Below are 21565 nucleotides of genomic sequence, written 5' to 3' on the forward strand. Positions count from 1 at the left end.
AAGGAGCACATCAGTGAAGACGACTCGACTCATCGGCGCGTCGACGTTCGCTGTCGCTGCGCTCGTCCTGTCCGCCTGCGGCGGCGGGTCCAGCGCCGGCACCACGTCCAGCGACACCGGCACCGCCGGTGCCTCGTCCTCCGCCGCGACGGGTGGCAAGAACATCACCCTCATGGTCGGCGTGAAGGGTGACCCCTTCTACGTCTCCATGGAGTGCGGCGCCAAGGAGGCGGCGGCCGCGGCCGGTGCCACCCTCACCACCCAGGGCCCGGACAAGTTCGACGCGACCCTGCAGAACCCGCTGCTCGACGCGGTGGCGGCGTCCAAGCCCGACGCGCTGCTCGTGGCCCCGAACGACGTCAAGGCGTCGGTCGGCCCGCTCAAGAAGATCCAGGACGCCGGCTCGAAGGTCGTCCTCGTGGACACCGTCGTCGACGACGCCTCGATCGGCGTCTCCCGGATCGCGACCGACAACAAGCTCGGTGGCGTGAAGGCCGCCGAGGCGCTCCAGACGCTGGGCGTCGCGGCCAAGGGCAAGGTCCTCGTCATCTCGACGAACCCGGGCGTCTCCTCGGTCGACGCGCGCGTCGACGGCTTCAAGGAGAAGGCGGCCGAGCTCGGCTACACGCTGGTCTCGGACACGCAGTACTCGAACAACGAGGCCGCCAAGGCCGCGCAGATCATGTCCGCTGCGCTCGCCAAGGACCCGGACATCGCGGGTGTGTTCGCGACGAACCTGTTCACCGCGCAGGGTGTTGCGACCGGTGTGAAGCAGGCCGGCCAGTCCGGCAAGGTCAAGGTCGTCGGCTTCGACGCGGGCCCCGACCAGATCAAGCAGCTCGAGGCCGGCGACGTGCAGGCCCTCGTCGCGCAGAAGCCGTTCGACATCGGCGTCCAGGGCGTCGAGCAGGCCATCGCGGCGCTGTCCGGCGGTTCGGTCACCGCGAACATCCAGACCGAGTCCCTCGTCGTGACGAAGGACAACATGGCGCAGCCGGACGTCGCGAAGTACATCTACAAGTCGAGCTGCTGACCCCCGGGTCGTAGCGACACCGAACAGGTCGCTGCGCCGCTCTGCCCCGCGCGGGCGGCGCAGCGACCGCACCACCCGATCGACCGCACCACCTGATCCGCCGCACCACGTGATCCACCGCACCACTGCCGCCGCCCGGCGGGGTGCACCGCCCGACGGCGGTGCACCTGCCAGGGTGGCAGCAGCCAGATCCCGGTGGCCCGACCCCTGCGGGGCACCGGACAGGCGCCCCGGCCGTCCTCGGACGCGCCGGGGCGTCGCCGCGAACCGAGGAGGACGTGTTGCTCGTCGTCGGAGCCAACCTGTGCATGGACCGCACGCTGCGGATGGAACGTCTCGTCCCGGGCGCGGTGCAGCGGCCGCGGACGGCGGACCTCACGGCGGGCGGCAAGGCCGTCAACGTGTGCCGCGCGGCCAAGGCGCACGGCGTCCGGACCCGGCTCGTCGGCAACCTGCCCGGGGTGCTCGGCCGCTACGTCGGCGACCTGCTCGACCGGGAGGGCCACGACGTCCGCCGGGTCGTCACGAGCGGGGAGATCCGGTCGGCGACGATCATCCTCGAGGACGACCTGCGGGCCACGGTGCTCAACGAGCCGGGCCCGCCGCTCGCCGAGCCCGACCGCAGCATCTTCCTCTCGGCGGTGGGGGAGGAGCTCAGCGGCCACCGCGTCGTCGTCATGTCCGGCAGCCTGCCGCCGGGCCGGCACCAGGACCTCTACGGCGACCTCGTCGAGCTGGCCGGCGCCCGCGGCGTCCTGAGCGTCGTCGACGCCGCCCGCGACGCGCTCGTCGCCGTCCTGCCGCACCACCCCGACGTCGTCACCCCGAACCTGTCCGAGGCGCAGGCCGTCGTCGCGGTGCTCACCGGTGCTGCGCCGTCCGCACCCGTCGACGAGTCCGTCGAGCCGGCGTCCGGCGACGTCCGCGCGGAGGCCTTCGCCGCCGCCCGAGCGCTGCGCGCCGCCGGGGCCCGGGCCGCCCTCGTCACGGCGGGCCGTCACGGCGTCGCCGCCGCGCACGCCGGAGGCGAGTTCTGGGTGCCCGCGCCCACCGTCGTCGAGGTGAACCCGATCGGCGCCGGTGACGCGTTCGCGTCCGGTCTCGGCGCGGGCCTCGAGCTGGGCGAGCCGCTCGAGCGGGCGACCGTCCGCGCGGTCGCCAGCGGGTCGTCGTCCGTGACCCGGCCGCTCGCCGGCGAGGTCGACCCGACCCTGGTCGCCGCGCTCATGGAGCAGATCGCGCCGCAGCCCGCCTGACCGCCGGCTGCGGCCACCCCGTGGGGCCCCGGCGGTGCGTCCTAGCGGGTCTGCCCCGCGCGGACCATCTCGACGGTCTTCGCGACCCGGTCGGCCCGGGTCTGCTCGCGCTTGGCCTCGGTGACCCAGCGGACGTACTCCTTGCGGTGCGAGTACGCGAGCGCCGTGAAGGCGGCCTGCGCCGCGCCGTCCGCCGCGAGCGCCGCGGCGAGGTCGTCGGGCACCTCGACGGTCCGCTCGCCCGCGTCCGCGCTGACCTCGACGGTATACATGCCCTCGACCTCGACGCCGGCCTCGGCCCGGACCGCCTTGTTGAGGCCGATCATGTTCTCCCCGCCCATCCGGGCCAGCCGCAGCGCGAGCGTGGTCCCGTTGACGGTCACGCTCACCGGGAACGTCTTGCGCCCGTCGCCGACCGCCGCGACCTGCTCGTCGGTCAGCAGGAACGCCCCCGCCGGCCCCCGCTTCTCCAGCACCGCCTCGAACCGCAAAGTTTCACCCATGCCCCCAGAACTTACTAGCGCGTATGACCCGGTCGACGGGTCATACGCGCTGGTAAGTCGGAGTCGGAGGTGGGGCGGTCAGTGCTCGGGGTGGAGGCGCTCGCCCTTGGGCTGGCCGATCTCCTTGAGCAGGTCGGTGAACCACTCGACGTCCGTGTCGAACGCCTTGCCGCCCTTGATCCGGGGGAACTCGACGGCGCGCAGCGCGTCGCCGGCCTCCTCGTCCTGTCCGACGACACCGCTCTCGCCGCGCAGCGCGGCGTCGACGGCGTAGTCGGTGCAGCGCTTGATGAGCGCGAGGTCGGCGTCGTTCGCCGCGGCGGAGCGCGAGTAGTAGCCGCTCTTCTGGACCATCGTCTTCTCGGCGCCGACGAGGCCGGCGAACTGCTTGGCGAACCAGGCGCCCGGGTTGATCGTGTCGATCTTCACGTGACCGAACGCGTCGCGCTGCGGCTCCTCGCCGCGGGCGATCATCTCCTCGACGATCGTCTCGACGCCGGCGCCCTCGGAGAGGAACAGGTTGACGCAGCCGACCTCGTCCATGACGGCCTTGAGGCGCTCGGCCTCCTCGGCGATGTCGAACGACAGCTCCGGGACGAAGACGCCGTGGACGTCCCACTTGCGGGCCTCGTTGCCGAAGCCGGCGAACTCCTGGCGGCCGAGCCACTCCCGGTAGGCGACGGCGGTGGCGCCGGTCAGCCAGCCGCAGTGCCGGCCCATGACCTCGTGGACGATGAGCATCCGTGGGTTCGACGAGTGCTCGGCGACGATGTTCTTCGCGAAGATCGCGCCCTGCTCGGCGGCGGTCCAGGCGCCGAGGCTCTGCCGGATCGGGATGACGTCGTTGTCGATCGTCTTCGGCAGGCCGACGACGGTCAGCTCGTAGCCGTTCGAGTGCAGGTACGCGGCGAGGTCGGCCGCGGTCGTGTTCGTGTCGTCGCCGCCGATCGTGTGCAGGACGTCGACGCCGTCGCGCGTCAGCTGCTCCGCCGCGACGTGCAGCGGGTCCTGGCCCTCGGTGACGAGGCCGCGCTTGACGCAGTCCTTGACGTTCGTCAGCTTGACCCGGCTGTTGCCGATCGGGCTGCCGCCGAACTTGTGGAGCAGGTGCGCCTTCTGCCGGACCTCGGGGGTGACGGTGATGTAGCGGCCGGCGAGCAGGCCCGCGTAGCCGTCGAGGTACCCGATGATCTCGATGTCGGGGGCGACGGCGCTGTAGCGCTCGATGAGCCCGCCGACGGCGGAGGAGAGGCAGGGAGCGAGGCCGCCCGCGGTGAGCAGGGCGACGCGGCGAACGGTCATGACGACGGGACTCCGTGGGTCGACGACAGGTCGGTGGACGCCAATGTCCCGCGGGCCGCGGCCGATGGCCGGCTGCCGCCCGCGCGGCACAACCCTAGTGCGCCGGTCGGGCCGCCCTGGCCGCGATGGTCCCGCCCGCCGACCTCAGGCGCGGACGACGACGACCGGCGCCCGTCCGTGGTGAGAATACGCACGTGGAGATCACGCTGCCGCGGCCCGCGACGAGCGCCGACGTACCCGCCGTGGAGGCCCTCGTCGCGGCCGCGTACGGGCACTACGTGGCGCGGATCGGGGTGCCGCCGCTGCCCATGGTGGACGACTACCCGGCCCGGGTCGCGGCGGGCCAGGTGTGGGTCGTCGACGCCCCGGACGGCGGGGGACCGGATGACGCGGCGGGTCCGCTGCTCGCGGTCGTCGTCCTCGAGGAGGAGCCCGACCACCTCGAGGTCGACAACGTCGCGGTGCACCCGGGCGCCCAGGGCCGGGGGCTCGGCCGGGCCCTGCTCGACTTCGCGCACGCGCGGGCGCTCGCCGCAGGGCTGCCCGAGCTGCGGCTCATGACGAACGAGCTCATGATCGAGAACCAGGCCATCTACGAGCACCTCGGCTGGCGGCGGGTCGGCGGGGTCGTCCGGGAGGGCCGGCGCGCCGTCCGGTACGCGAAGCCGGTCACGCCCGGCGCCTGAGCGGGAGCGCGCCTCAGCCCCGGACCGTCGCGAACGCCCGCCCCAGCGCGCCGACCGCGCGGACGATCGTCTCCTCGTCGTAGTACGCGAAGCTCAGCCGGAGCCGGTCGGTCTGGCCGCCGTCCACGGAGAACAGCGTGCCGGGGCGGAAGTCGACGCCCTCGTGCTGCGCCGCCGCGCGCAGCACCGTGAGGTCGACGTCCGCCGGGACCCGGAGCCAGAAGAAGTAGCCGCCGCCGGGGGGCGCCCACGTGACGTCGGCGGGCAGGTGCTCGCGCAGCGCGGCGTCCATCGCGGCGGCCCGCCCGCCGAGGATCCCGCGCAGCCGCGCCAGGTAGGCCGCCGCCGACCCGTCGGCGAGCGCCCGGGCGACGACCGCGCAGACGAGCGGGTTGAGGCCGCCGCCGGAGACGACGAAGCCGCGGTCGGCGAGGCGCAGGGCGAGGTCGGGGGAGGTGTGCACCCAGCCGAGCCGCAGCCCCGGGGCGAGGATCTTGGAGAACGTCCCGAGGGAGAGCACCGCCCCGGTCGACGCCCACGCCGCCATCGGCCGCGGCATGCCGGACCCGTTGCCGGGCGACGGGTCCCGCCCCGGCCCGGGCGTGGACAGCAGGTGGTAGACCTCGTCGGCGACGACGAGCGCACCGTGCTCCGCGGCGAGCGCGACGACCTGCTCGCGGCGCCGGTCGTCGAGCGTCGCGCCCGTCGGGTTGTGGAACGACGGGACGACGTAGACGAGCTTCGGCCGGTGCGCGCGCAGCGCCTCCTCGAGGGCCCCGGGGACGATCCCGCCCTCGTCGACCGCGACCGGGACGACCCGGACGTGGTGGTTCGCGAAGATGTCGAGCGCGAGGAAGTACGTCGCCTCCTCGACGAGGACGACGTCCCCCGGCTCGGTGAGCGTGCCGACGACGAGGTCGATCGCCTGGCTGTTGCCGTTCGTGACGAAGGCGGCCTCCGGGTCGGGGCAGAACCCGTACTGCGGCTCGAGGTAGTCGCTCACCGCGACGCGCAGGTCGCCGTCGCCGGGCTCGATGCCGTACTGCAGCGGGTGCGGGCGCCCCGCGGCCGCGGTCGCGGCGAGCGCGGCGGACAGCACGTCGACGGGGAGGATCGCGTCCTGCGGCTGGCCGATCCCGAGGTCGACGACGCCGTCGGCCGCCCACAGCTGCGTCGTCCGCTCGTGCAGCCGGGCGCGGACGTCGTCGGGTACCGGGGTCATGCGGGGCTCCCTCCGCGGGCTCGGTCCGCGTGCCGGACGTGTCGCGGCCACCCACCCTGGCCGCGCGGGCGGGTGCGTGCAAGCATGCGCGCATGCCCACCCTGGACACCTACGTCGCCGCCTCCGACCGCTACGACGACACCATGGCCTACCGGCGCACCGGCCGCAGCGGCCTCCTCCTGCCCGCCGTGTCGCTCGGGCTCTGGCACAACTTCGGTGACGACAAGCCGATCGAGACGCAGCGCGCGATCCTGCGCCGCGCGTTCGACCTCGGGATCACGCACTTCGACCTCGCGAACAACTACGGTCCGCCCTACGGCAGCGCCGAGAAGAACTTCGGGTCGATCTACGCCCAGGACTTCCGGCCGTACCGGGACGAGCTCGTGCTCTCGTCGAAGGCCGGCTACGACATGTGGCCGGGCCCGTACGGCGACCACGGCTCGCGCAAGTACCTGCTCGCGAGCCTCGACCAGTCGCTGAAGCGGATGGGCGTCGACTACGTCGACATCTTCTACAGCCACCGGTTCGACCCGGAGACGCCGCTCGAGGAGACGATGGGCGCCCTCGACACCGCGGTCCGCTCCGGGCGCGCGCTCTACGCGGGCATCTCCTCGTACTCGCCCGAGCGCACCCGGGAGGCCGCGACGATCCTGCGGTCCATGGGGACGCCGCTGCTCATCCACCAGCCGAGCTACTCGATGCTCAACCGCTGGATCGAGGAGGGCCTGCTCGACGTCCTCGGCGACGAAGGGGTCGGCTGCATCGCGTTCTCGCCGCTCGCTCAGGGCATGCTCACCGACCGGTACCTCGGGGGCGTCCCGTCGGACTCCCGGGCGGCGCAGGGCAAGTCCCTCGACCCGGGGATGCTCGACGAGCGGGCGCTCACGCACGTCCGGGCGCTCAACGACATCGCGGCGTCGCGCGGGCAGACGCTCGCCCAGCTCGCGCTCTCCTGGGCGCTGCGCGACGACCGGGTGACGAGCGTGCTCATCGGCGCCAGCAGCGTCGCCCAGCTCGAGGGCAACGTGGCGGCCGTCTCCGCACCGCCGTTCACGGACGACGAGCTCGCGCAGATCGACCAGCACGCGGTCGACGCGGGGATCAACCTCTGGAAGCGGTCCAGCGACAGCTGACCGGCACCACGGGACGTGCCCGGAAGGGCAATGGCCCTTCGTACCCCCGGCGGCGCACCCTGGCAGGGTCCGGTCCGTGCCGTCGGGGGAGTCCGCCGTGGAACCGTCCTGTGCCAGCACCGCGCCCGGCGACCCCGGGGAGAGCACGGAGACCCTGCGGACCGCCGTGCTGGGCGCCGCGGTGCTGCTGCTCGCGGCCACCGGCGCCGGGATGGCGCTGGGGCGCAGGTGGTTCGGCCTCGGCGAGGTCCTCGCCTGGGCCGGCCTGGGGATCGCGGCGCTCGCGGTCGTCGCGGTGCTCGGGGCCCGCGGACCGGCGGGGGTCGCCGGGCGCGGTGCTGGCACAGGACGGNGGGTCGCCGGGGCCAGGGTGCTCGCCGGGGCGGGCGCCGTCCTCGGCGGCCCGGCCGTCGCGGCGGCCTGCCTCGTCGTCGCGGTGGCGACCGTGCGGCACCCGGCGTCCCGGGCCGTCCCGGCGGGCCTGCGCAGCCTGCCGCCGTCCCGGGCCCGGCGGCGCCCCCACGGCGAGCCCGCGCACGCCGCCGGGCCGCCGACGGCCCCGCTGCCCCCGCTCGGGGACCTGCCGACGGAGCGGCTCCCGGCCGTCCGGGACCAGGTGCGGCGATGAGGGCGCCGCGCACCCTGCGCTGGACGAGCGCGATGCTCGCGGTCGCGTCCGCGGCGGTGGTGACGGGTGCCTTCGCGGCCTGGCTGCAGGGCCTGGACGACGGCGTCGTCGCCGCCGTGGACCGCCCGCGCGCCGTGGCACCGCGCCCGCCCGCGGCGGTCGCGCAGCCGCGTCCGGCGGCGACCCGGGCCGTGGTGACGCGGGTCGACACCGGCGCCGCCGGGGCGGTGCTCCTCACGGTCTCCGGCGGCTCGCTCGTCGTCCGGGGCGTCGAGCCCGGGCCCGGCTGGACCGTCGAGCGGGCCCGTGCGGGCGGGCGGGTCGACGTGCGGCTGCGGAACGGCCGGGCCGAGACCCGGGTCGAGGCCTCGCTCGTCGGCGGCGAGGTCGTGCCGCGGGTACGGACGAAGAGCTAGCCGCGAGGGGGCCTCAGGTCGCCGTCCGGTGGCTCTGCGCGAGGACCTGGTCGGCGAGGTGCGCGTCGGCGTCGGTCGCGCCGTCCCCGCGGCCGTACCGCAGCAGCCGGCGCCAGGCGTCCGTGTCGTGCCCGGCCGGCTCGGTCGTCGCGAGGAACTCCTGGAGCACCCCGAGGAACCGGGCGGGCTCGCAGTGGTGCGGGAAGTGGCCCGAGTCCTCGAAGACCTCGAGCCGGCTGCCGGGCATCGCCGCATGCGCCACGAACGCGTGGTCGACCGGCACGATCGTGTCGTGCCGGCCCCACACGAGCAGGGTCGGCACCGCGCGGGCGAGGTAGCAGCGGTCGAGCATCGTCACGACCTGCCCGCGCCAGTCGACGACGGCGCGCAGCGTCCGGGTGACCGCCGACCGGGCCCGTGCGTCGGGCAGCGCCTCGAAGATGCGCATGAGGTCGTCGACGTCGTACCGCAGGTCGAGGGGCAGCCGCCGGACGGCCGCCGCCCCGGCCCGGCCCACGACCTTCGCCGTCGGCAGCCGCAGCAGGTGCATGAGCTGGTCCATGTACGGCAGGGAGACCAGCCGCAGCACCGGGTTGACGTCACGGCCGACGCCGCCGGTGCTCACGAGGACGAGCCGGTCGACACGCTCCGGGTACTGGTAGGCGAACTGCATCGCGACGCCGCCGCCGAGGCTGTGCCCGACGAGGGTCACCCGGTCGACGTCGAGGATGCCCAGCAGGTCACGCATCGCGTTGGCGTAGGCGGCGACCGAGTAGTCGGCGCGGGGCTTGTCGGAGCGGCCGTGCCCGAGCAGGTCCGGAGCGATGACCGTGTGGTCGCGGGCCAGCACGGGGATCAGGTCGCGCCAGGTGTCGGCGGAGTCGCCGATGCCGTGGACGAGGAGCAGCACGGGCCCGCTTCCGGCCCGCAGGAACGCCCGGCGGTACCCGTGCACGGTCCGGTACTCCACGCGGACCGGCTCGTCGAGGGCGGCGACCGGACGACGGGCGGCCGGTACGGCGTTCCCGGTGGGCCTCATGGCGGGATCGTCCCTTCCCTCGCGTCCGATGGCAACGTTCACACCTCGGCGGCCGCGCCCGGACCCTCCCCCGGCCGGAGCACGACCGGTCTCCAGTGTCCTCCACCCCCCTCGTCGGGGATGCGACCCACATCCCGGGTCGGGCGTCCGGCAGGATGCTGCCGTGCCTTCCGACGCCGCTGTGCCGACCACCGCCCCCGGGCCCGGCGGGGCGTCCCCCGCGCCGGCGACGCCCCGCGAGATCGCCGACCGGTATGTCCGGCGGCTCGTCGCGATCAACCCCGTGCTCGCGACGAGCCTCGGCCTGCCCGACCGTGCGGACGAGATGCCCGACTTCTCGCCCGACGGGCTCGCCGCCGAGGCCGCCGTCCGGCGCGAGACGCTCGCCGAGCTCGACGCCGCGGAGGCGGCCGCCGGCGGGCTCGCGGCGCTCGACGCGACCGAGCGACGGTGCGCGCGGCTGCTGCGCGAGCGGCTCACGGCGTCGCAGGCGCTCGAGGAGGCGGGGGAGCAGTACCGCTCGCTGTCCACCCTCTTCTCGCCGCTGCACTCGACGCGCCAGGTGTTCATGCTCATGCCGACGGCGACGGACGACGACTGGGCCACGGTCGCGCGCCGGCTCGGGGCGGTGCGCGGCGCCCTCGCCTCCTACCGCGCGACGCTCGACCTCGGCCGCGAGCGCGGGCTGCTCGTCGGCCCGGCGCAGGTCGACACGGTGCTCGACCAGCTCGGCCAGTGGCTCGGCGGCGGCGCCCCCGACGGCGTCCCGTTCTTCGCCGGCTTCGCGGCGAAGGGCCCGGACGTGCACCGGACGGCGCTCGACACGGCGGCCGCGGACGCGGACGCCGGGGTCACCGAGTTCCGGGACTGGCTGCGCGACACCTACGCGCCCGCCGCGCACGCCGACGGCCGGGACCCGGTCGGGCGCGAGCGCTACCGGCGCGCCGCGCGGTACTGGACCGGCTCCGACCTCGACCTCGACGAGGCCTACCGCTGGGCGTGGGGCGAGTACGCCCGGCTCGACGCCGAGATGCGGGCGGAGGCCGGACGGGTCCTGCCCGGGGCGACCGTCCGGGAGGCGATGACCTGGCTCGACACCGACGGCCCCGCCATCGAGGGCGTCGAGGAGGTCCGGCAGCACCTCCAGGGCCTCATGGACACGGCGATCGCAGACCTCGACGGCACGCACTTCGACCTCGCCGAGGAGGTCAGGCGCGTCGAGGCGATGATCGCGCCGCCCGGCGGTGCCGCCGCGCCCTACTACACGCGACCGGGCATCGGGTTCTCCCGGCCGGGCCGGACCTGGCTGCCGACGATGGGCGAGACCCGGTTCTCGCTGTGGCAGCTCGTGAGCACCTGGTACCACGAGGGCGTCCCGGGCCACCACCTGCAGCTCGCGCAGTGGGTGCTCGTGGCGCCCCAGCTCTCGCTCTACCAGACGAGCATCGGGTCGGTCGGCGCGAACGTCGAGGGCTGGGCGCTGTACGCCGAGCGGCTCATGGACGAGCTCGGCTACCTCACCGACCCCGGCGCCCGGCTCGGCTACCTCGACGCGCAGCAGATGCGCGCCGTCCGGGTCATCATCGACATCGGCATGCACCTCGAGCTGGAGATCCCCGCGGCCGCCGACCAGGGCGTCCCGGTGCCCTTCCGGCCGGGGGAGCGGTGGACGCCGGCGTACGGCCGGGAGTTCTTCGGCCTCAACAGCGGCCGGCCGGGGGACTTCCTCGACAGCGAGCTCGTCCGCTACCTCGGGATGCCCGGCCAGGCGATCAGCTACAAGCTCGGCGAGCGGGCGTGGCTCGAGGGTCGGGCGCAGGCCCGGGCGGCCCACGAGGCACGCGGCGAGACGTTCGACGCGAAGGCCTGGCACATGGCCGCCCTCTCCCAGGGCTCCCTCGGGCTCGACGACCTCGTCGCCGAGCTCGCGGCCCTGTAGGCCTGCCGTGCGCGCCGTCCTGCTCGAGGAGTACGGGGTCGTCCCCCGGGTCGCCGACGTTCCCGACCCGGTGTGCCCGCCGGACGGCGTCGTCGTCCGCGTCGAGGCCACCGGTCTGTGCCGCAGCGACTGGCACACCTTCGAGGGGCACTTCCCGGACATCCCGCTGCCGCACGTGCCCGGTCACGAGTTCGCCGGGGTCGTCGAGACCGTCGGCGCGGACGTCACCGGCTGGCGTCCCGGCGACCGGGTCACGGCCCCCTTCGTCAACGCCTGCGGCACGTGCCCGACCTGCCGCCGGGGGGACCACCAGGTCTGCGAGCGGCAGACCCAGCCCGGCTTCGACGGCTGGGGCTCCTTCGCCGAGCTCGTCGTCGTGGAGCGCGCGCCGGTCAACCTCGTCGCGGTGCCGGACGGCGTGGACTCCGCGACCGCGGCCGCGCTCGGCTGCCGGTTCGCGACCGCGTACCGGGCCGTCGTCGAGGTCGGCCGGGTCCGCGCGGGGGAGTGGGTCGCCGTCCACGGGTGCGGCGGGGTCGGCCTGTCCGCGGTCATGGTCGCGGTCGCCGCCGGCGCCCGTGTCGTCGCGGTCGACGTCCGGCCCGGGCCGCTGGCGCTGGCGACGGCGCTCGGCGCCGAGGCCGTCGTCGACGCCCACGCCCTCGACCTCCCGTTCGACCAGCAGTCCGGTGCCACGGCGGGGCCGCTGGCCGTCGGCGAGGCCGTCCGCGCGGCGGCCGGCGGCGCCGTCGACCTGTCGCTCGACGCGCTCGGCAGCCCCGCCACGTGCGCCGCCTCGATCGCCGGGCTCCGGCCCCGCGGCCGGCACGTCCAGGTCGGGCTGCTCCCGGCGGCGGTCGGCTGGCCGCAGGTGCCGATGCACCTCGCGGTCGCCGGCGAGCTGGAGCTCCTCGGCAGCCACGGGATGGCCGCCCACTCCTACCCGGGCATGCTCGGTCTCGTCGTGGCCGGCCGGCTGAGCCCGCTCGACCTCGTCACCGGCCGGGTCGGCCTGGACGACGTGCCGGTCGGGCTCGCCTCGCTCGGCACCGCCCCGCCGACCGGGATGACCGTCGCCCTGCCGAACGGCTGACCGGCCGGTCGACGTGCCGGCGCCGCGCTCGTGCGACAGGGTGGGGGCGTGCCGGAACGACCAATCCGCTCGGCCGCCCGCGCCGAACACCGGACGTGGAACCCAGCCAGAACCTCCCGGGCGGGGCGCGGCATGCCCGGCCGGTCCGTCTCGTGCCGCGGTCGGGCGCCGCGCCGGACCTGCGCATGAGCGACGGGCCGCCCGGCGTCGCGGACGTCACGGCGTCCCCCGAGGCGCTCCTCGCCCGGGTCGCGCGCGGCGACGAACGCGCCTTCGAGCAGCTGTACGACACCCTCGTCGGGGCCGTCCACGGGCTGGTCCTCCAGGTGGTGCGCAACCCGGCGCACGCCGAGGAGGTCACCCAGGAGGTCTTCGTCGAGGCCTGGCGCACCGCCGCCCGGTTCGACCCTGGGCTGGGCAGCGTGCGGGCCTGGATCACGACGATGGCGCGCCGGCGTGCCATCGACCGCGTCCGGGCGGCGCAGGCCTCCACCGACCGGGACGTCCGGGTCGGGACGTCGTCCATGGAGCGCGACGTCGACGTCACCGCCGACGCCGTCGAGGTGCGCCTGGAGCAGCAGCAGGTGCGCCGGTGCATGGGCGGGCTCACCGACCTCCAGCGGGAGGCCGTGACGCTCGCGTTCTACCGTGGCCACACGCACCGCGAGGTGGCCGGGCTCCTCGACGTCCCGCTCGGCACCGTGAAGACCCGGTTGCGCGACGGGCTCATCCGGCTCCGCGACTGCTTGGGGGTGGCGTCATGACCGACGACACGACGACCGCCGGCCCCGGCGACGCCGCGGACCTGCACGCGCTGACCGGCGCCTACGCGCTCGACGCCCTCGACGACCTCGAGCGCCGCACGTTCGAGCGTCACCTCGCCGGCTGCGCCGCGTGCCGCGACGAGGTCCGCGGCTTCCGCGAGACCGCGGCCCGGCTCGCCGACGGGGTCACGCTCGCGCCGCCGTCCGGGATGCGGGACCGGGTGCTCGCCGAGGTCCGGCAGACCCCGCAGCTGCCGCCGCTGCAGCGCGACGGGGACCAGCAGGACGCCGCACCCGCCGGGCGGCGCACCGGTCGCGCCCCGCGACGGGGCGCCGGGCGGCCCCCCGCCCCGGGNCGCGAGGACGGCGGCGGCACGTTCGGCGCCGTCGAGTGGCGGGCCGCGCAGGACGCCAGGGCCCGGCAGGACGCCGCCGTCGCCCGTGAGCAGCGGATCGCGACGGTGCTCGCCGACCCGGCGCGGCGGCTCGTCAGCGCCCCGGTGAGCAGCGGGGGCACGGTGACGCTCGCCGTCGCCGGTGACCGCGCGGTGGTCCTCACGGCCGGGGTGCCGGGCCTGCCGGCGGACCGGACCTACCAGCTCTGGGTCGTGCGCAGCGACGGGATCAGCTCGCTGGGTCTCGGGCCGGCGGCGGCCGAGGCGGCCGGCAGCTGGGCCCGGCCCGTCGACGGGATCAGGCCCGGGGACACGGTCGCGGTCTCGGTCGAGCCGCAGGGCGGCTCGCAGCAGCCCACGACCGAACCCGTCGCCGCGGTGAAGGTCTAGGCCGGCGGGTCGCCCATCGGCCGCGCGGCGGACGCGAAACCGCGCACCTCGGCGTCCACGAGGAGCCGGGCCCGGACGGCGCCGCTCGCCAGCCGGCGGCCCAGCGCCGCCGCGGGCAGCGGCCGCACCGACGCGGCGAGGACGACGTTGCCGTACCGGCGGCCGTGGAACTGGCCGGGCTCGGCCGCGAGGGCGACGTGCGCGAAGACCGCGAGCGCGCTCGCGGCCTCGGCGCGGGCCAGCGACATCCTCGGGGTGTCGGCGACGTTCGCCAGGTAGACGCCGTCCGGTGCGAGGACCCGCCGGACGTCGCGGAGGAACTCGACGGTCGTGAGGTGCGGCGGCACCTGCGTGCCGTCGAAGGCGTCCCGGACGACGACGTCCTGGCTCGCGTCCGGGAGCCCGGCCAGACCCGCGCGGCCCTCGGACACGCGCAGCCGGAGCAGCTTGGACGAGCGCAGCCCGAGGGCGTCCCGCGCTGCGTCGAGGACCGCGCCGTCGATCTCCAGGACGGTCTGCCGGGAGCCCGGCCGGGTCGCGGCGACGTAGCGGGGGAGGGTGCAGCCGGCGCCGCCGACGTGCACGGCCCGGACCGGCTCGCCCGGCGGGAAGGCCACGTCGAGGACGTCGCCGACCCAGCGCATGTACTCGAAGTCCAGGCGGGTCGGGTCGTCGAGGTCGACGTGGCTGCTCGGGACGCCGTCCACCTGCATCGTCCAGCCGCGCCGACCGTCGCCGTCCGGGACGAACACGACCCGGCCACCGGCGAGCGGGTAGGGCCGCGGCGGGGCGGACTCCAGCGCGCCTGCCGGTTCCCCTCGCCTGGCCACCCGGACACCCTGCCACGGGCGGCAGGGGCCCCGTCGGGCGGTCCGCGTGGCCCCTGCTCGCGGGCCGCCCGACGGGACCGGCGCGTCGTGCACCCCCGTGGTGCACCAGGCGCCGGTGAGAGGACCGTGCCGCCGCCCCGCGCCCCGGCTCTCTCGCGGGGCAGAACCCGTCCGGGGCGTCCGTGATACGTCCCGACCGGGTCCCGGGCCCGTGGCGTACCTCACGCGGTCCGGACGTATCAGAGCCTCCGTCCCGCCCCTCCGGGGCGGCCGGCGCGGCCTCGGGCAGGGGCCGCTGGACGTGGCGCAGGCCTCACCTCGGCCGCGGAGCCGACGCGGCCCGGGCGCCGTCCGACGCGCCGAGGGACCTCAGGGGTGGCGGAACACCGCACCCATGGGCGACCGTTGAGAGGTCGGGGGCCGGGTCCGGTCCCCACGGCGACACGAGGGGTCGGCATGAAATCGGTGCGGCGCGCCGCGGCGCTCAAGGTCTTCTGGCAGACGATGCGCGGCTCGCGCGCGGCGGGGGCGCCCACCGCGGGCGCCCGCCTCGGGGCCGTCCCGCGGATGGTGGCCCAGGGGATGCGCGGCACGTACCCGCACCTGGACCGCGGCCGGATCCTCGTCGCCCTGCTCGGGCTGGTGTACGTGCTGTCCCCGGTCGACGCGATCCCGGAGATCATCGTCCCGATCCTCGGGTTCGGGGACGACGCCGTCGTCGCCGCGTTCGTGTTCGGCTCGCTGCTCTCCGAGGCGGACGCATTCCTGGAGTGGGAGGCCGAGAAGAGCCGGACGGTCGCGGGCCAGGTCATCGGCTGACGTCCGGTCGGGCTCGACCCGTCCACAGGGCGCGCGTTCGTCCCACCGTCCACAGGCGGCGACCGCGGCCGCGCGGGAGGTCACCGGTCCGCGCCACGGTGGGCGCCATGACCTCAGTGATCAGCGGGGGCGCCCCGCAGGACCTCATCGCGTACGCCTGGTTCGTCATGGGCTTCCGGCCCCGCGAGAGCGTCGTCGTCGTGGGGCTGTCCGGCGACGGCCTCACCTCCGGCCTCGTGGCGCGGCTCGACCTCCCGGCCGAGCGGCACGCGGCCCGCGCCGCCGTGATGTTCGCCGAGATGCTCGAGCGCACCGGTGACGACGCGTGCCTGGTGCTGGTCACGTCGGACGCCGCGGGCGACGCGCCGCTCCTCGACGGCGACGGCGCGATGCCGCACGACGGGCTGGCGATGCGGCTCGGCGCCGCGCTCGCCGCTGCGGGCGTCCACGTCGTCGACGCACTGCTCGTGGGGACGTCGACGTACCGCTCGTACCTGTGCGAGGACGACGGCTGCTGCCCGCCCACGGGCCGGCCGCTCACCGACGTGACCGGGAGCCGGGTCGCGGCGGCGATGGTCCTCGAGGGCCGCTGCGTGCTCGACGACGAGCAGGACCTCGTGGCGGACGTCGACCCGGGTGCCGCCGCGGCCCGCGGCGAGCCGGTGCTCGTCCTGCCGAAGGGCCGCCCCGGCCGCGGGCGCAGGCGGGCGGCGTTCCTGCGCTGGTGCGCTGACCTCGACGCCGACGCCCAGGAGCCGACCCGGGCCGACGACCTGCTCGCGGCCCTGACGGCCGACCGGGACCTGCGCGACGCCGTCCTGTTCAGCCTCGTCCCCGGCGGGCGGACGACGGCGCTGCAGCTCCTCGAGGGCCGCCGGCCCGGCCCGCTCGGGCCGGACCGCGACATACGGCCGCAGGGCCCGCTCGTCCGCGTCGGCGACCGGCTGCTGGCCTGCCTGGCGCGTCGCGCGCCGGCCGGCTCCCGGGCGGAGCCGCTCGCCGCGCTGGCCTGGCTGGCCTGGTGGTCCGGGGACGCCGTCCGGGGCCGGCTGCTCGCCGACCGGGCACTGCAGGACGTCCCCGGGCACCGGCTCGCCGGGCTTGTCCACGCGCTGCTGGAGGGCAGCGTCCCGCCGCCGTGGACGGACGTCGCGCAGCCGGCCGCGCGACCTCGACCCCGCGCGGCCGCAGCGGTGAGCACGGGTGCTCCGGACGGGGGACCGGGCCCGGCGAGCGGGTGAGACGCGCGGATCGGATGGTGAGACGGGTGGTCCGCCCCCGGGGGTGTGTCCTAGGATCGTGGACAGGTCATGAGCGCCAGCGTCAAGCCCCGGCTCGCTGGCCGGCAACCCTCCTAACCGCGGTGGGGTGCCCCGGGTGATGACCAGGCTGACCGCCGAGGTGGCGGAGGCAAGCGCGGGTCCCCTGGGGCCCCGGTTCCGAGGAGCGCACCATGACCTGTCGAATGTGTCGCTGAGCAGCAGTCCCGACGCTCCCTGACCAGGGCACCGCCGCCCGGTACCCCCGGCGGCCGCACGTCCCGAGCGTCGTCGACGTCCCGTCGGGCGCGCCCTGCGCCCGTGACGTCCCGGCAGATGCCACCCCACGACCGACGACCGACGACCGAGGCCGCGCCGTGCGCGGCACCGACCCTCCGGGAGACACCATGAACGACGGCTGGTCCTTCGAGACGCGCCAGATCCACGCCGGCCAGACCCCCGACCCCACGACCGGGGCCCGGGCGCTGCCGATCTACCAGACGACCTCCTTCGTGTTCAAGGACGCCGACCACGCGGCGAACCTGTTCGCGCTCAAAGAGCTCGGCAACATCTACACGCGGATCATGAACCCGACCCAGGACGCCGTCGAGCAGCGCCTGGCGAGCCTCGAGGGCGGCGTCGGGGCGCTCCTCGTCTCGAGCGGGCAGGCCGCGGAGACGATCGCGATCCTCAACGTCGCCGAGCACGGCGACCACATCGTGTCGAGCCCGAGCCTCTACGGCGGCACGTACAACCTCTTCCACTACACGCTGCCGAAGCTCGGCATCGAGGTCACGTTCGTCGAGGACCCGGACGACCTCGACTCGTGGCGCGCCGCGGTCCGCCCCAACACGAAGGCCTTCTTCGGCGAGACGATCTCCAACCCCAAGCAGGACCTGCTCGACATCGAGGGCGTCGCGGGCGTCGCCCACGAGGTCGGCGTCCCGCTCATCGTCGACAACACTGTCGCGACCCCGTACCTGGTGCGCCCGTTCGAGTGGGGCGCCGACATCGTCGTCCACTCGACGACGAAGTACCTCGGCGGCCACGGCACCTCGATCGGCGGCGCGATCGTCGACTCCGGCCGCTTCGACTTCGCGCAGTACCCCGAGCGCTACCCGAACTACAACCAGCCGGACCCGAGCTACCACGGCCTCGTCTACGCGCGGGACCTCGGCGTCGGCGGTGCGTTCGGGGTGAACCTGTCGTTCATCCTCAAGGCGCGCGTCCAGCTCCTGCGCGACCTCGGGTCGGCGACCACCCCGTTCAACGCCTTCCTCCTGGCGCAGGGCCTCGAGACGCTCAGCCTGCGCGTCGAGCGGCACGTCGCCAACGCGAAGGCGGTCGCCACCTGGCTCACGGGCCGCGACGAGGTGGCGAGCGTCGCGTACGCCGGCCTGGAGTCGAGCCCCTGGTACTCCGCGGCCCAGAAGTACGCGCCCAAGGGGCCGGGCGCCGTGCTCGCGTTCGAGATCAAGGGCGGTGTCGAAGCCGGCAAGCGCTTCGTCAACGCCCTCCAGCTGCACAGCCACGTCGCGAACATCGGCGACGTCCGCAGCCTTGTGATCCACCCCGCCTCGACGACGCACAGCCAGCTCTCCGAGGCCGAGCAGCTCGCCGCCGGCGTCACGCCGGGCCTCGTCCGGCTCTCGGTCGGCATCGAGCACGTCGACGACATCCTCGCCGACCTCGAGGCCGGGTTCCGGGCGGCGAAGGTCGACTGATGGTGGCCGCTCAGGAGCTTCCCGTACCCGCCGCGCTCCCGGTGTCCGGGGCGTGGCGGGTGGGGGACCCCCCGGGCGGGCGCCGGTTCGCCGACGTCGGCCCCCTGCCTCTCGAGGCCGGGGGCCGGCTCGACGGCGTCACGGTCGCGTACGAGACGTGGGGCCGGCCCTCGGCGGCGCGGGACAACGCCGTGCTCGTGCTGCACGCCCTCACCGGCGACAGCCACGTCGTGGGCCCGCAGGGGCCGGGGCACCCGACGCCGGGCTGGTGGGACGGCCTCATCGGTCCCGGCCAGATGCTCGACACCGACCGCTGGTTCGTCGTGGCGCCCAACGTCCTCGGCGGCTGCCAGGGGACGACGGGCCCGTCGTCGGCGCACCCCGACGGCCGGCCGTACGGCAGCCGGTTCCCGTTCGTCACCGTGCGGGACCAGGTCGCGGCCGAGGCCGCGCTCGCCGACCACCTCGGCGTCGACCGCTGGGCGCTCGTCGTCGGCGGGTCGATGGGCGGGATGCGGGCGATCGAGTGGGCCGTCTCCTACCCGGAGCGGGTCGAGCGGCTCCTCGCGCTCGCCACCTGCGCGGCCGCCACCGGCGACCAGATCGCCTGGTGCTCGCCGCAGCTCGCCGCCATCCGCAGCGACCCGCACTTCGCCGGCGGCGACTACTACGAGGCCCTGCCGGGCCAGGGGCCGCAGAACGGGCTCGGCATCGCGCGCCGGATCGCCCAGGTGACCTACCGGTCGGGCAACGAGATCAACATGCGGTTCGGGCGCAGCCCCCAGCTCGGCGAGAACCCGGTCGGCGGCGAGGGCCGCTACGCGATCGAGTCCTACCTCGACCACCACGCGGACAAGCTCGTGAGCCGCTTCGACGCGAACTCGTACGTCGTCCTCACCGAGGCGATGAACTCGCACGACGTCGGTCGCGGGCGGGGCGGGGTCGCCGCCGCGCTGGCCCGGGTCACGGCACGCACCACGGTCGTCGCCGTCGACAGCGACCGGCTCTACCCGGTCGAGGTCAACGCGCTCGTCGCCGCCGGGATCCCGGACGCCGCGCCGCTGCAGGTCCTGCACAGCCCCTACGGCCACGACGGGTTCCTCGTGGAGTCGGCCGCGGTCGGCCGGCTCGTCGCGGCGCTCCTCGAGGAGCACGAGCCCGACGACGCTGTGGACGCCGAGACCGCGGCCACCGAGGCCGAGGCCACCGAGGCCGCCGACGCCGTGGGGCCCGAGACCGCCGACGCGCCCGTCGCAGGCGCCTGACCCGAGGGTCAGCCGAGCTCGCCGCGCAGCCCCGGCCAGGCCCGGGCGAACGCGGGGTGCAGCGGCAGCGCGGTGACGTCGTCCAGGCCGACCCAGCGCAGCTCGTCGCTCTCCGCCGTGCGGGGCGCGACCGCGACGTCGGCCGGGGCCTTCGCGAGCACGTACGTGTAGCGCCAGTCGACGTGGTCGACGCCGAGCCGGGAGCCGATGACGGCGACGGCGTCCGCCGGTACCGCCGCCTCCTCCCACGCCTCGCGCAGCGCGGCGGTCACGACGTCCTCGTGGCTGTCCCGGGCGCCGCCGGGCAGGCCCCACGACCCGCCCTCGTGGGTCCACCCCGCGCGCAGCTGGAGGAGCACGTCGGTGCCCGGGCCGCCGTCCGCCGGGTCGCGCCCGCCGTCCCGCAGGAGCAGCAGCCCGGCCGCGCCGTGCAGGCCCCAGTGCCGGTGCCCACACCGGCACTCCACCCACCCGTTGCCGTCGTGCAGAGCCACGGGTCCCACCGTAGGCGGTGGGTGCCGGGTCCGCCGCGGCGGACCGGGACGAACCGACCCGCTGCAAGCGGTCGTCATCGGGTAGCGTGCCCGGCACCAGTCGTGGCCGCGCCGCCCGCGGGCCACGTCCCGGGCGCGCAGGCACCGGATCGTCGCAAGGAGGAGGGCGATATGGCCGTCGTCGTGGGCTACGTCCCGACAGCAGAGGGTCGTGCGGCCCTGCACCGGGCCGCCCTGGAGTGCCGGCTGCGGAGCACGAACCTCGTGGTCATCAACTCCAACCGCGGCGGCAAGGACCTCGACGCCGCCGAGGCGGCCGCCTACGAGGCCGAGCTCGACGCCGTCCGCGCCGAGCTCGACGCCGCAGGGATCGCGCACGAGGTGCGCCAGCTCGTCCGCGGCCTCGAGCCCGCCGAGGACCTCATCGCCGTGGCCGAGGAGGTCAAGGCGGACTTCATCGTCATCGGCCTGCGCCGCCGCACCCCCGTCGGCAAGCTCATCCTCGGCTCCAACGCCCAGCGCATCCTGCTCGAGGCACCCTGCCCGGTGCTCGCCGTCAAGGCCGAGGGCTGAGCCTGTGGCGGCGCTGTGCATCGCCGGTGACCCGCAGGCCGACGCGCTGCTGAGCACCGACCCGTTCGCCCTGCTCGTCGGCATGCTGCTCGACCAGCAGATCCCCATGGAGAAGGCGTTCTCCGGTCCCGCCGTGATCGCCGCCCGGATGGGCACCGCCGGCCTCGACCCGCAGGCGGTCGCGGACTGCCCGCCCGAGGAGTTCGAGACGCTCATGGCGGGCCCGCCCGCCGTGCACCGCTACCACCGCAACTTCGCCGGCCGGGTGCAGACCCTCGCGAGGTTCGTCGTGGACACCTACGGCGGCGACGCGGCGGCGATCTGGGCGGACGTCGAGGACGGGCCCGCGCTGCTCGCCCGGCTCAAGGCGCTGCCCGGCTTCGGGGAGCAGAAGGCGAAGATCTTCGTCGCCCTGCTCGGCAAGCAGCTGGGCGTCGAGCCCGCCGGCTGGCGCGAGGCGGCGGGCGACTACGGCACCCCGGGCAGCCACCGCTCGGTCGCGGACGTCGTCGACGGCGAGAGCCTGCTCAAGGTCCGGGAGTTCAAGAAGGCCATGAAGGCCGAGGCCAAGGCGAAGGCGGCGCGCTGACGACGACCCCCACGACACACCGGAGCGGCCCGCTCCGCGCGGGCCGGTCGCGCCCCCGGACGGCACAACGTCATCCGTACGGACGACCGTGACCGAGCCGTCCGTTTGCGACCGCATACCTCCGGGCATGCAACAATGAGCAGTTGACCGGCTCAGTCGGGCACAAGTTCGTGCCCGCCGCCGTTGGAACCTGTGTCCTTTCCCCGGGACATC

At 75.4% G+C, this 21565-nt stretch carries 20 protein-coding genes, 3 pseudogenes and 1 riboswitch; of the genes and pseudogenes, 17 read left to right on the plus strand and 6 right to left on the minus strand.

The genetic code is table 11. From position 1 onward, the window contains the following. Positions 1 to 13 precede the first annotated feature (13 nt). Positions 14 to 1033 (plus strand): ABC transporter substrate-binding protein, encoded by a 1020-nt coding sequence (locus ECOMGDLI_RS31420; RefSeq protein WP_088320753.1) that lies wholly within the window; start codon positions 14 to 16, stop codon positions 1031 to 1033. A gap of 281 nt (positions 1034 to 1314) precedes the next feature. Then, positions 1315 to 2289: a 1-phosphofructokinase family hexose kinase gene (locus ECOMGDLI_RS31425; RefSeq protein ID WP_143448054.1), complete on the plus strand. Its 975-nt coding sequence runs from the start codon at positions 1315 to 1317 to the stop codon at positions 2287 to 2289. Between the two features lie 41 nt (positions 2290 to 2330). On the opposite strand, the gene ECOMGDLI_RS31430 is transcribed toward ECOMGDLI_RS31425, so the two are convergent. Next, the gene (locus ECOMGDLI_RS31430) at positions 2331 to 2792 is read right to left on the minus strand and encodes a YdeI/OmpD-associated family protein (RefSeq protein WP_088320755.1); all 462 of its coding nucleotides are present in this window, start codon (positions 2790 to 2792) and stop codon (positions 2331 to 2333) included. 78 nt (positions 2793 to 2870) lie between these two features. Continuing rightward, positions 2871 to 4094, minus strand: coding sequence for a pyrophosphate--fructose-6-phosphate 1-phosphotransferase (locus ECOMGDLI_RS31435; protein ID WP_088320756.1), 1224 nt, complete (start codon positions 4092 to 4094; stop codon positions 2871 to 2873). 194 nt (positions 4095 to 4288) lie between these two features. On the opposite strand from ECOMGDLI_RS31435, the gene ECOMGDLI_RS31440 reads away from it, so the two are divergent. Then, a complete protein-coding gene (locus ECOMGDLI_RS31440; protein WP_198955352.1) occupies positions 4289 to 4780 on the plus strand; it encodes a GNAT family N-acetyltransferase in 492 nt (163 codons plus the stop codon). 13 nt (positions 4781 to 4793) lie between these two features. Here ECOMGDLI_RS31440 and ECOMGDLI_RS31445 read toward each other — a convergent pair whose 3' ends face one another. Beyond that, positions 4794 to 6002, minus strand: coding sequence for a PLP-dependent aminotransferase family protein (locus ECOMGDLI_RS31445; protein WP_088320758.1), 1209 nt, complete (start codon positions 6000 to 6002; stop codon positions 4794 to 4796). A 92-nt stretch (positions 6003 to 6094) separates the two neighbouring features. Between ECOMGDLI_RS31445 and mgrA the strand changes: the two genes are divergently transcribed. The 3 genes and pseudogenes from mgrA (at position 6095) to ECOMGDLI_RS31460 (ending at position 8179) form a co-directional block, all read left to right on the plus strand. Then, positions 6095 to 7135 carry an L-glyceraldehyde 3-phosphate reductase gene (gene mgrA, locus ECOMGDLI_RS31450; protein WP_088320759.1) on the plus strand — a complete coding sequence of 347 codons (1041 nt, stop codon included), beginning with the start codon at positions 6095 to 6097 and terminating at the stop codon, positions 7133 to 7135. Positions 7136 to 7232: 97 nt separating this feature from the next. Continuing rightward, positions 7233 to 7487, plus strand: a pseudogene (locus ECOMGDLI_RS36175) (hypothetical protein); the annotation flags it as partial. A gap of 272 nt (positions 7488 to 7759) precedes the next feature. Further along, the gene (locus tag ECOMGDLI_RS31460; protein WP_088320761.1) at positions 7760 to 8179 is read left to right on the plus strand and encodes a hypothetical protein; all 420 of its coding nucleotides are present in this window, start codon (positions 7760 to 7762) and stop codon (positions 8177 to 8179) included. 13 nt (positions 8180 to 8192) lie between these two features. Here ECOMGDLI_RS31460 and ECOMGDLI_RS31465 read toward each other — a convergent pair whose 3' ends face one another. Next, positions 8193 to 9218: an alpha/beta fold hydrolase gene (locus tag ECOMGDLI_RS31465; protein ID WP_088320762.1), complete on the minus strand. Its 1026-nt coding sequence runs from the start codon at positions 9216 to 9218 to the stop codon at positions 8193 to 8195. Positions 9219 to 9381: 163 nt separating this feature from the next. On the opposite strand from ECOMGDLI_RS31465, the gene ECOMGDLI_RS31470 reads away from it, so the two are divergent. From ECOMGDLI_RS31470 to ECOMGDLI_RS37100, 5 genes and pseudogenes are all read left to right on the plus strand, one after another. Next, the gene (locus tag ECOMGDLI_RS31470; protein ID WP_198955353.1) at positions 9382 to 11157 is read left to right on the plus strand and encodes a DUF885 domain-containing protein; all 1776 of its coding nucleotides are present in this window, start codon (positions 9382 to 9384) and stop codon (positions 11155 to 11157) included. 7 nt (positions 11158 to 11164) lie between these two features. After that, complete coding sequence (locus tag ECOMGDLI_RS31475; RefSeq protein WP_088320764.1) at positions 11165 to 12250, plus strand: alcohol dehydrogenase catalytic domain-containing protein; 1086 nt, start codon at positions 11165 to 11167, stop codon at positions 12248 to 12250. Between the two features lie 185 nt (positions 12251 to 12435). Beyond that, a complete protein-coding gene (gene sigK, locus ECOMGDLI_RS31480; protein ID WP_088320787.1) occupies positions 12436 to 13014 on the plus strand; it encodes an ECF RNA polymerase sigma factor SigK in 579 nt (192 codons plus the stop codon). Next, a partial coding sequence (locus tag ECOMGDLI_RS37095; RefSeq protein WP_369812815.1) for a zf-HC2 domain-containing protein occupies positions 13011 to 13369 on the plus strand: 359 nt, incomplete at its 3' end. The genes sigK and ECOMGDLI_RS37095, both read left to right, overlap by 4 nt. Before the next feature lies 1 nt (position 13370). Next, positions 13371 to 13799: pseudogene (locus ECOMGDLI_RS37100) on the plus strand (anti-sigma factor); the annotation flags it as partial. Here the strand turns inward: ECOMGDLI_RS37100 and ECOMGDLI_RS31490 are convergent. After that, positions 13796 to 14629: a spermidine synthase gene (locus tag ECOMGDLI_RS31490; RefSeq protein WP_143448055.1), complete on the minus strand. Its 834-nt coding sequence runs from the start codon at positions 14627 to 14629 to the stop codon at positions 13796 to 13798. The pseudogene ECOMGDLI_RS37100 and the gene ECOMGDLI_RS31490 sit on opposite strands and share 4 nt — an antisense overlap. Before the next feature lie 456 nt (positions 14630 to 15085). Here ECOMGDLI_RS31490 and ECOMGDLI_RS31495 point away from each other — a divergent pair, with 456 nt between their 5' ends. The 4 genes and pseudogenes from ECOMGDLI_RS31495 to ECOMGDLI_RS31510 all read left to right on the plus strand — a co-directional run. Next, a complete protein-coding gene (locus ECOMGDLI_RS31495) occupies positions 15086 to 15448 on the plus strand; it encodes a YkvA family protein (protein ID WP_088320767.1) in 363 nt (120 codons plus the stop codon). A gap of 107 nt (positions 15449 to 15555) precedes the next feature. Further along, positions 15556 to 16689, plus strand: a complete 1134-nt coding sequence (locus ECOMGDLI_RS31500) for a DUF4192 domain-containing protein (protein ID WP_088320768.1) — start codon at positions 15556 to 15558, stop codon at positions 16687 to 16689. 65 nt (positions 16690 to 16754) lie between these two features. Beyond that, positions 16755 to 16871: riboswitch (SAM riboswitch) on the plus strand. Between the two features lie 243 nt (positions 16872 to 17114). Next, on the plus strand, positions 17115 to 18431 hold the full coding sequence (locus ECOMGDLI_RS31505) for a bifunctional o-acetylhomoserine/o-acetylserine sulfhydrylase (protein WP_088320769.1): 1317 nt from the start codon (positions 17115 to 17117) through the stop codon (positions 18429 to 18431). After that, positions 18431 to 19582, plus strand: a pseudogene (locus ECOMGDLI_RS31510) (homoserine O-acetyltransferase); the annotation flags it as partial. The gene ECOMGDLI_RS31505 and the pseudogene ECOMGDLI_RS31510, both read left to right, overlap by 1 nt. Before the next feature lie 122 nt (positions 19583 to 19704). Here the strand turns inward: ECOMGDLI_RS31510 and ECOMGDLI_RS31515 are convergent. Further along, positions 19705 to 20190, minus strand: a complete 486-nt coding sequence (locus ECOMGDLI_RS31515) for an NUDIX domain-containing protein (RefSeq protein ID WP_198955354.1) — start codon at positions 20188 to 20190, stop codon at positions 19705 to 19707. 171 nt (positions 20191 to 20361) lie between these two features. On the opposite strand from ECOMGDLI_RS31515, the gene ECOMGDLI_RS31520 reads away from it, so the two are divergent. Continuing rightward, complete coding sequence (locus ECOMGDLI_RS31520; RefSeq protein ID WP_088290717.1) at positions 20362 to 20763, plus strand: universal stress protein; 402 nt, start codon at positions 20362 to 20364, stop codon at positions 20761 to 20763. A 4-nt stretch (positions 20764 to 20767) separates the two neighbouring features. Beyond that, on the plus strand, positions 20768 to 21352 hold the full coding sequence (locus ECOMGDLI_RS31525) for an HhH-GPD-type base excision DNA repair protein (protein ID WP_088320771.1): 585 nt from the start codon (positions 20768 to 20770) through the stop codon (positions 21350 to 21352). Positions 21353 to 21565: the final 213 nt, after the last annotated feature.

It is taken from the genome of Kineosporia sp. R_H_3, from assembly GCF_002198675.1.
Classification (GTDB): domain Bacteria; phylum Actinomycetota; class Actinomycetes; order Actinomycetales; family Kineosporiaceae; genus R-H-3.

Excerpts from the sequence above, each read along its gene's own strand:
- ECOMGDLI_RS31430 (WP_088320755.1), bottom strand. The coding sequence starts at position 2,792 with ATGGGTGAAACTTTGCGGTTCGAGGCGGTGCTGGAGAAGCGGGGGCCG.
- ECOMGDLI_RS31435 (WP_088320756.1), bottom strand. The coding sequence starts at position 4,094 with ATGACCGTTCGCCGCGTCGCCCTGCTCACCGCGGGCGGCCTCGCTCCC.
- ECOMGDLI_RS31445 (WP_088320758.1), bottom strand. The coding sequence starts at position 6,002 with ATGACCCCGGTACCCGACGACGTCCGCGCCCGGCTGCACGAGCGGACG.
- mgrA (WP_088320759.1), top strand. The coding sequence starts at position 6,095 with ATGCCCACCCTGGACACCTACGTCGCCGCCTCCGACCGCTACGACGAC.
- ECOMGDLI_RS31460 (WP_088320761.1), top strand. The coding sequence starts at position 7,760 with ATGAGGGCGCCGCGCACCCTGCGCTGGACGAGCGCGATGCTCGCGGTC.
- ECOMGDLI_RS31465 (WP_088320762.1), bottom strand. The coding sequence starts at position 9,218 with ATGAGGCCCACCGGGAACGCCGTACCGGCCGCCCGTCGTCCGGTCGCC.
- sigK (WP_088320787.1), top strand. The coding sequence starts at position 12,436 with ATGAGCGACGGGCCGCCCGGCGTCGCGGACGTCACGGCGTCCCCCGAG.
- ECOMGDLI_RS31495 (WP_088320767.1), top strand. The coding sequence starts at position 15,086 with ATGAAATCGGTGCGGCGCGCCGCGGCGCTCAAGGTCTTCTGGCAGACG.
- ECOMGDLI_RS31500 (WP_088320768.1), top strand. The coding sequence starts at position 15,556 with ATGACCTCAGTGATCAGCGGGGGCGCCCCGCAGGACCTCATCGCGTAC.
- ECOMGDLI_RS31505 (WP_088320769.1), top strand. The coding sequence starts at position 17,115 with ATGAACGACGGCTGGTCCTTCGAGACGCGCCAGATCCACGCCGGCCAG.
- ECOMGDLI_RS31520 (WP_088290717.1), top strand. The coding sequence starts at position 20,362 with ATGGCCGTCGTCGTGGGCTACGTCCCGACAGCAGAGGGTCGTGCGGCC.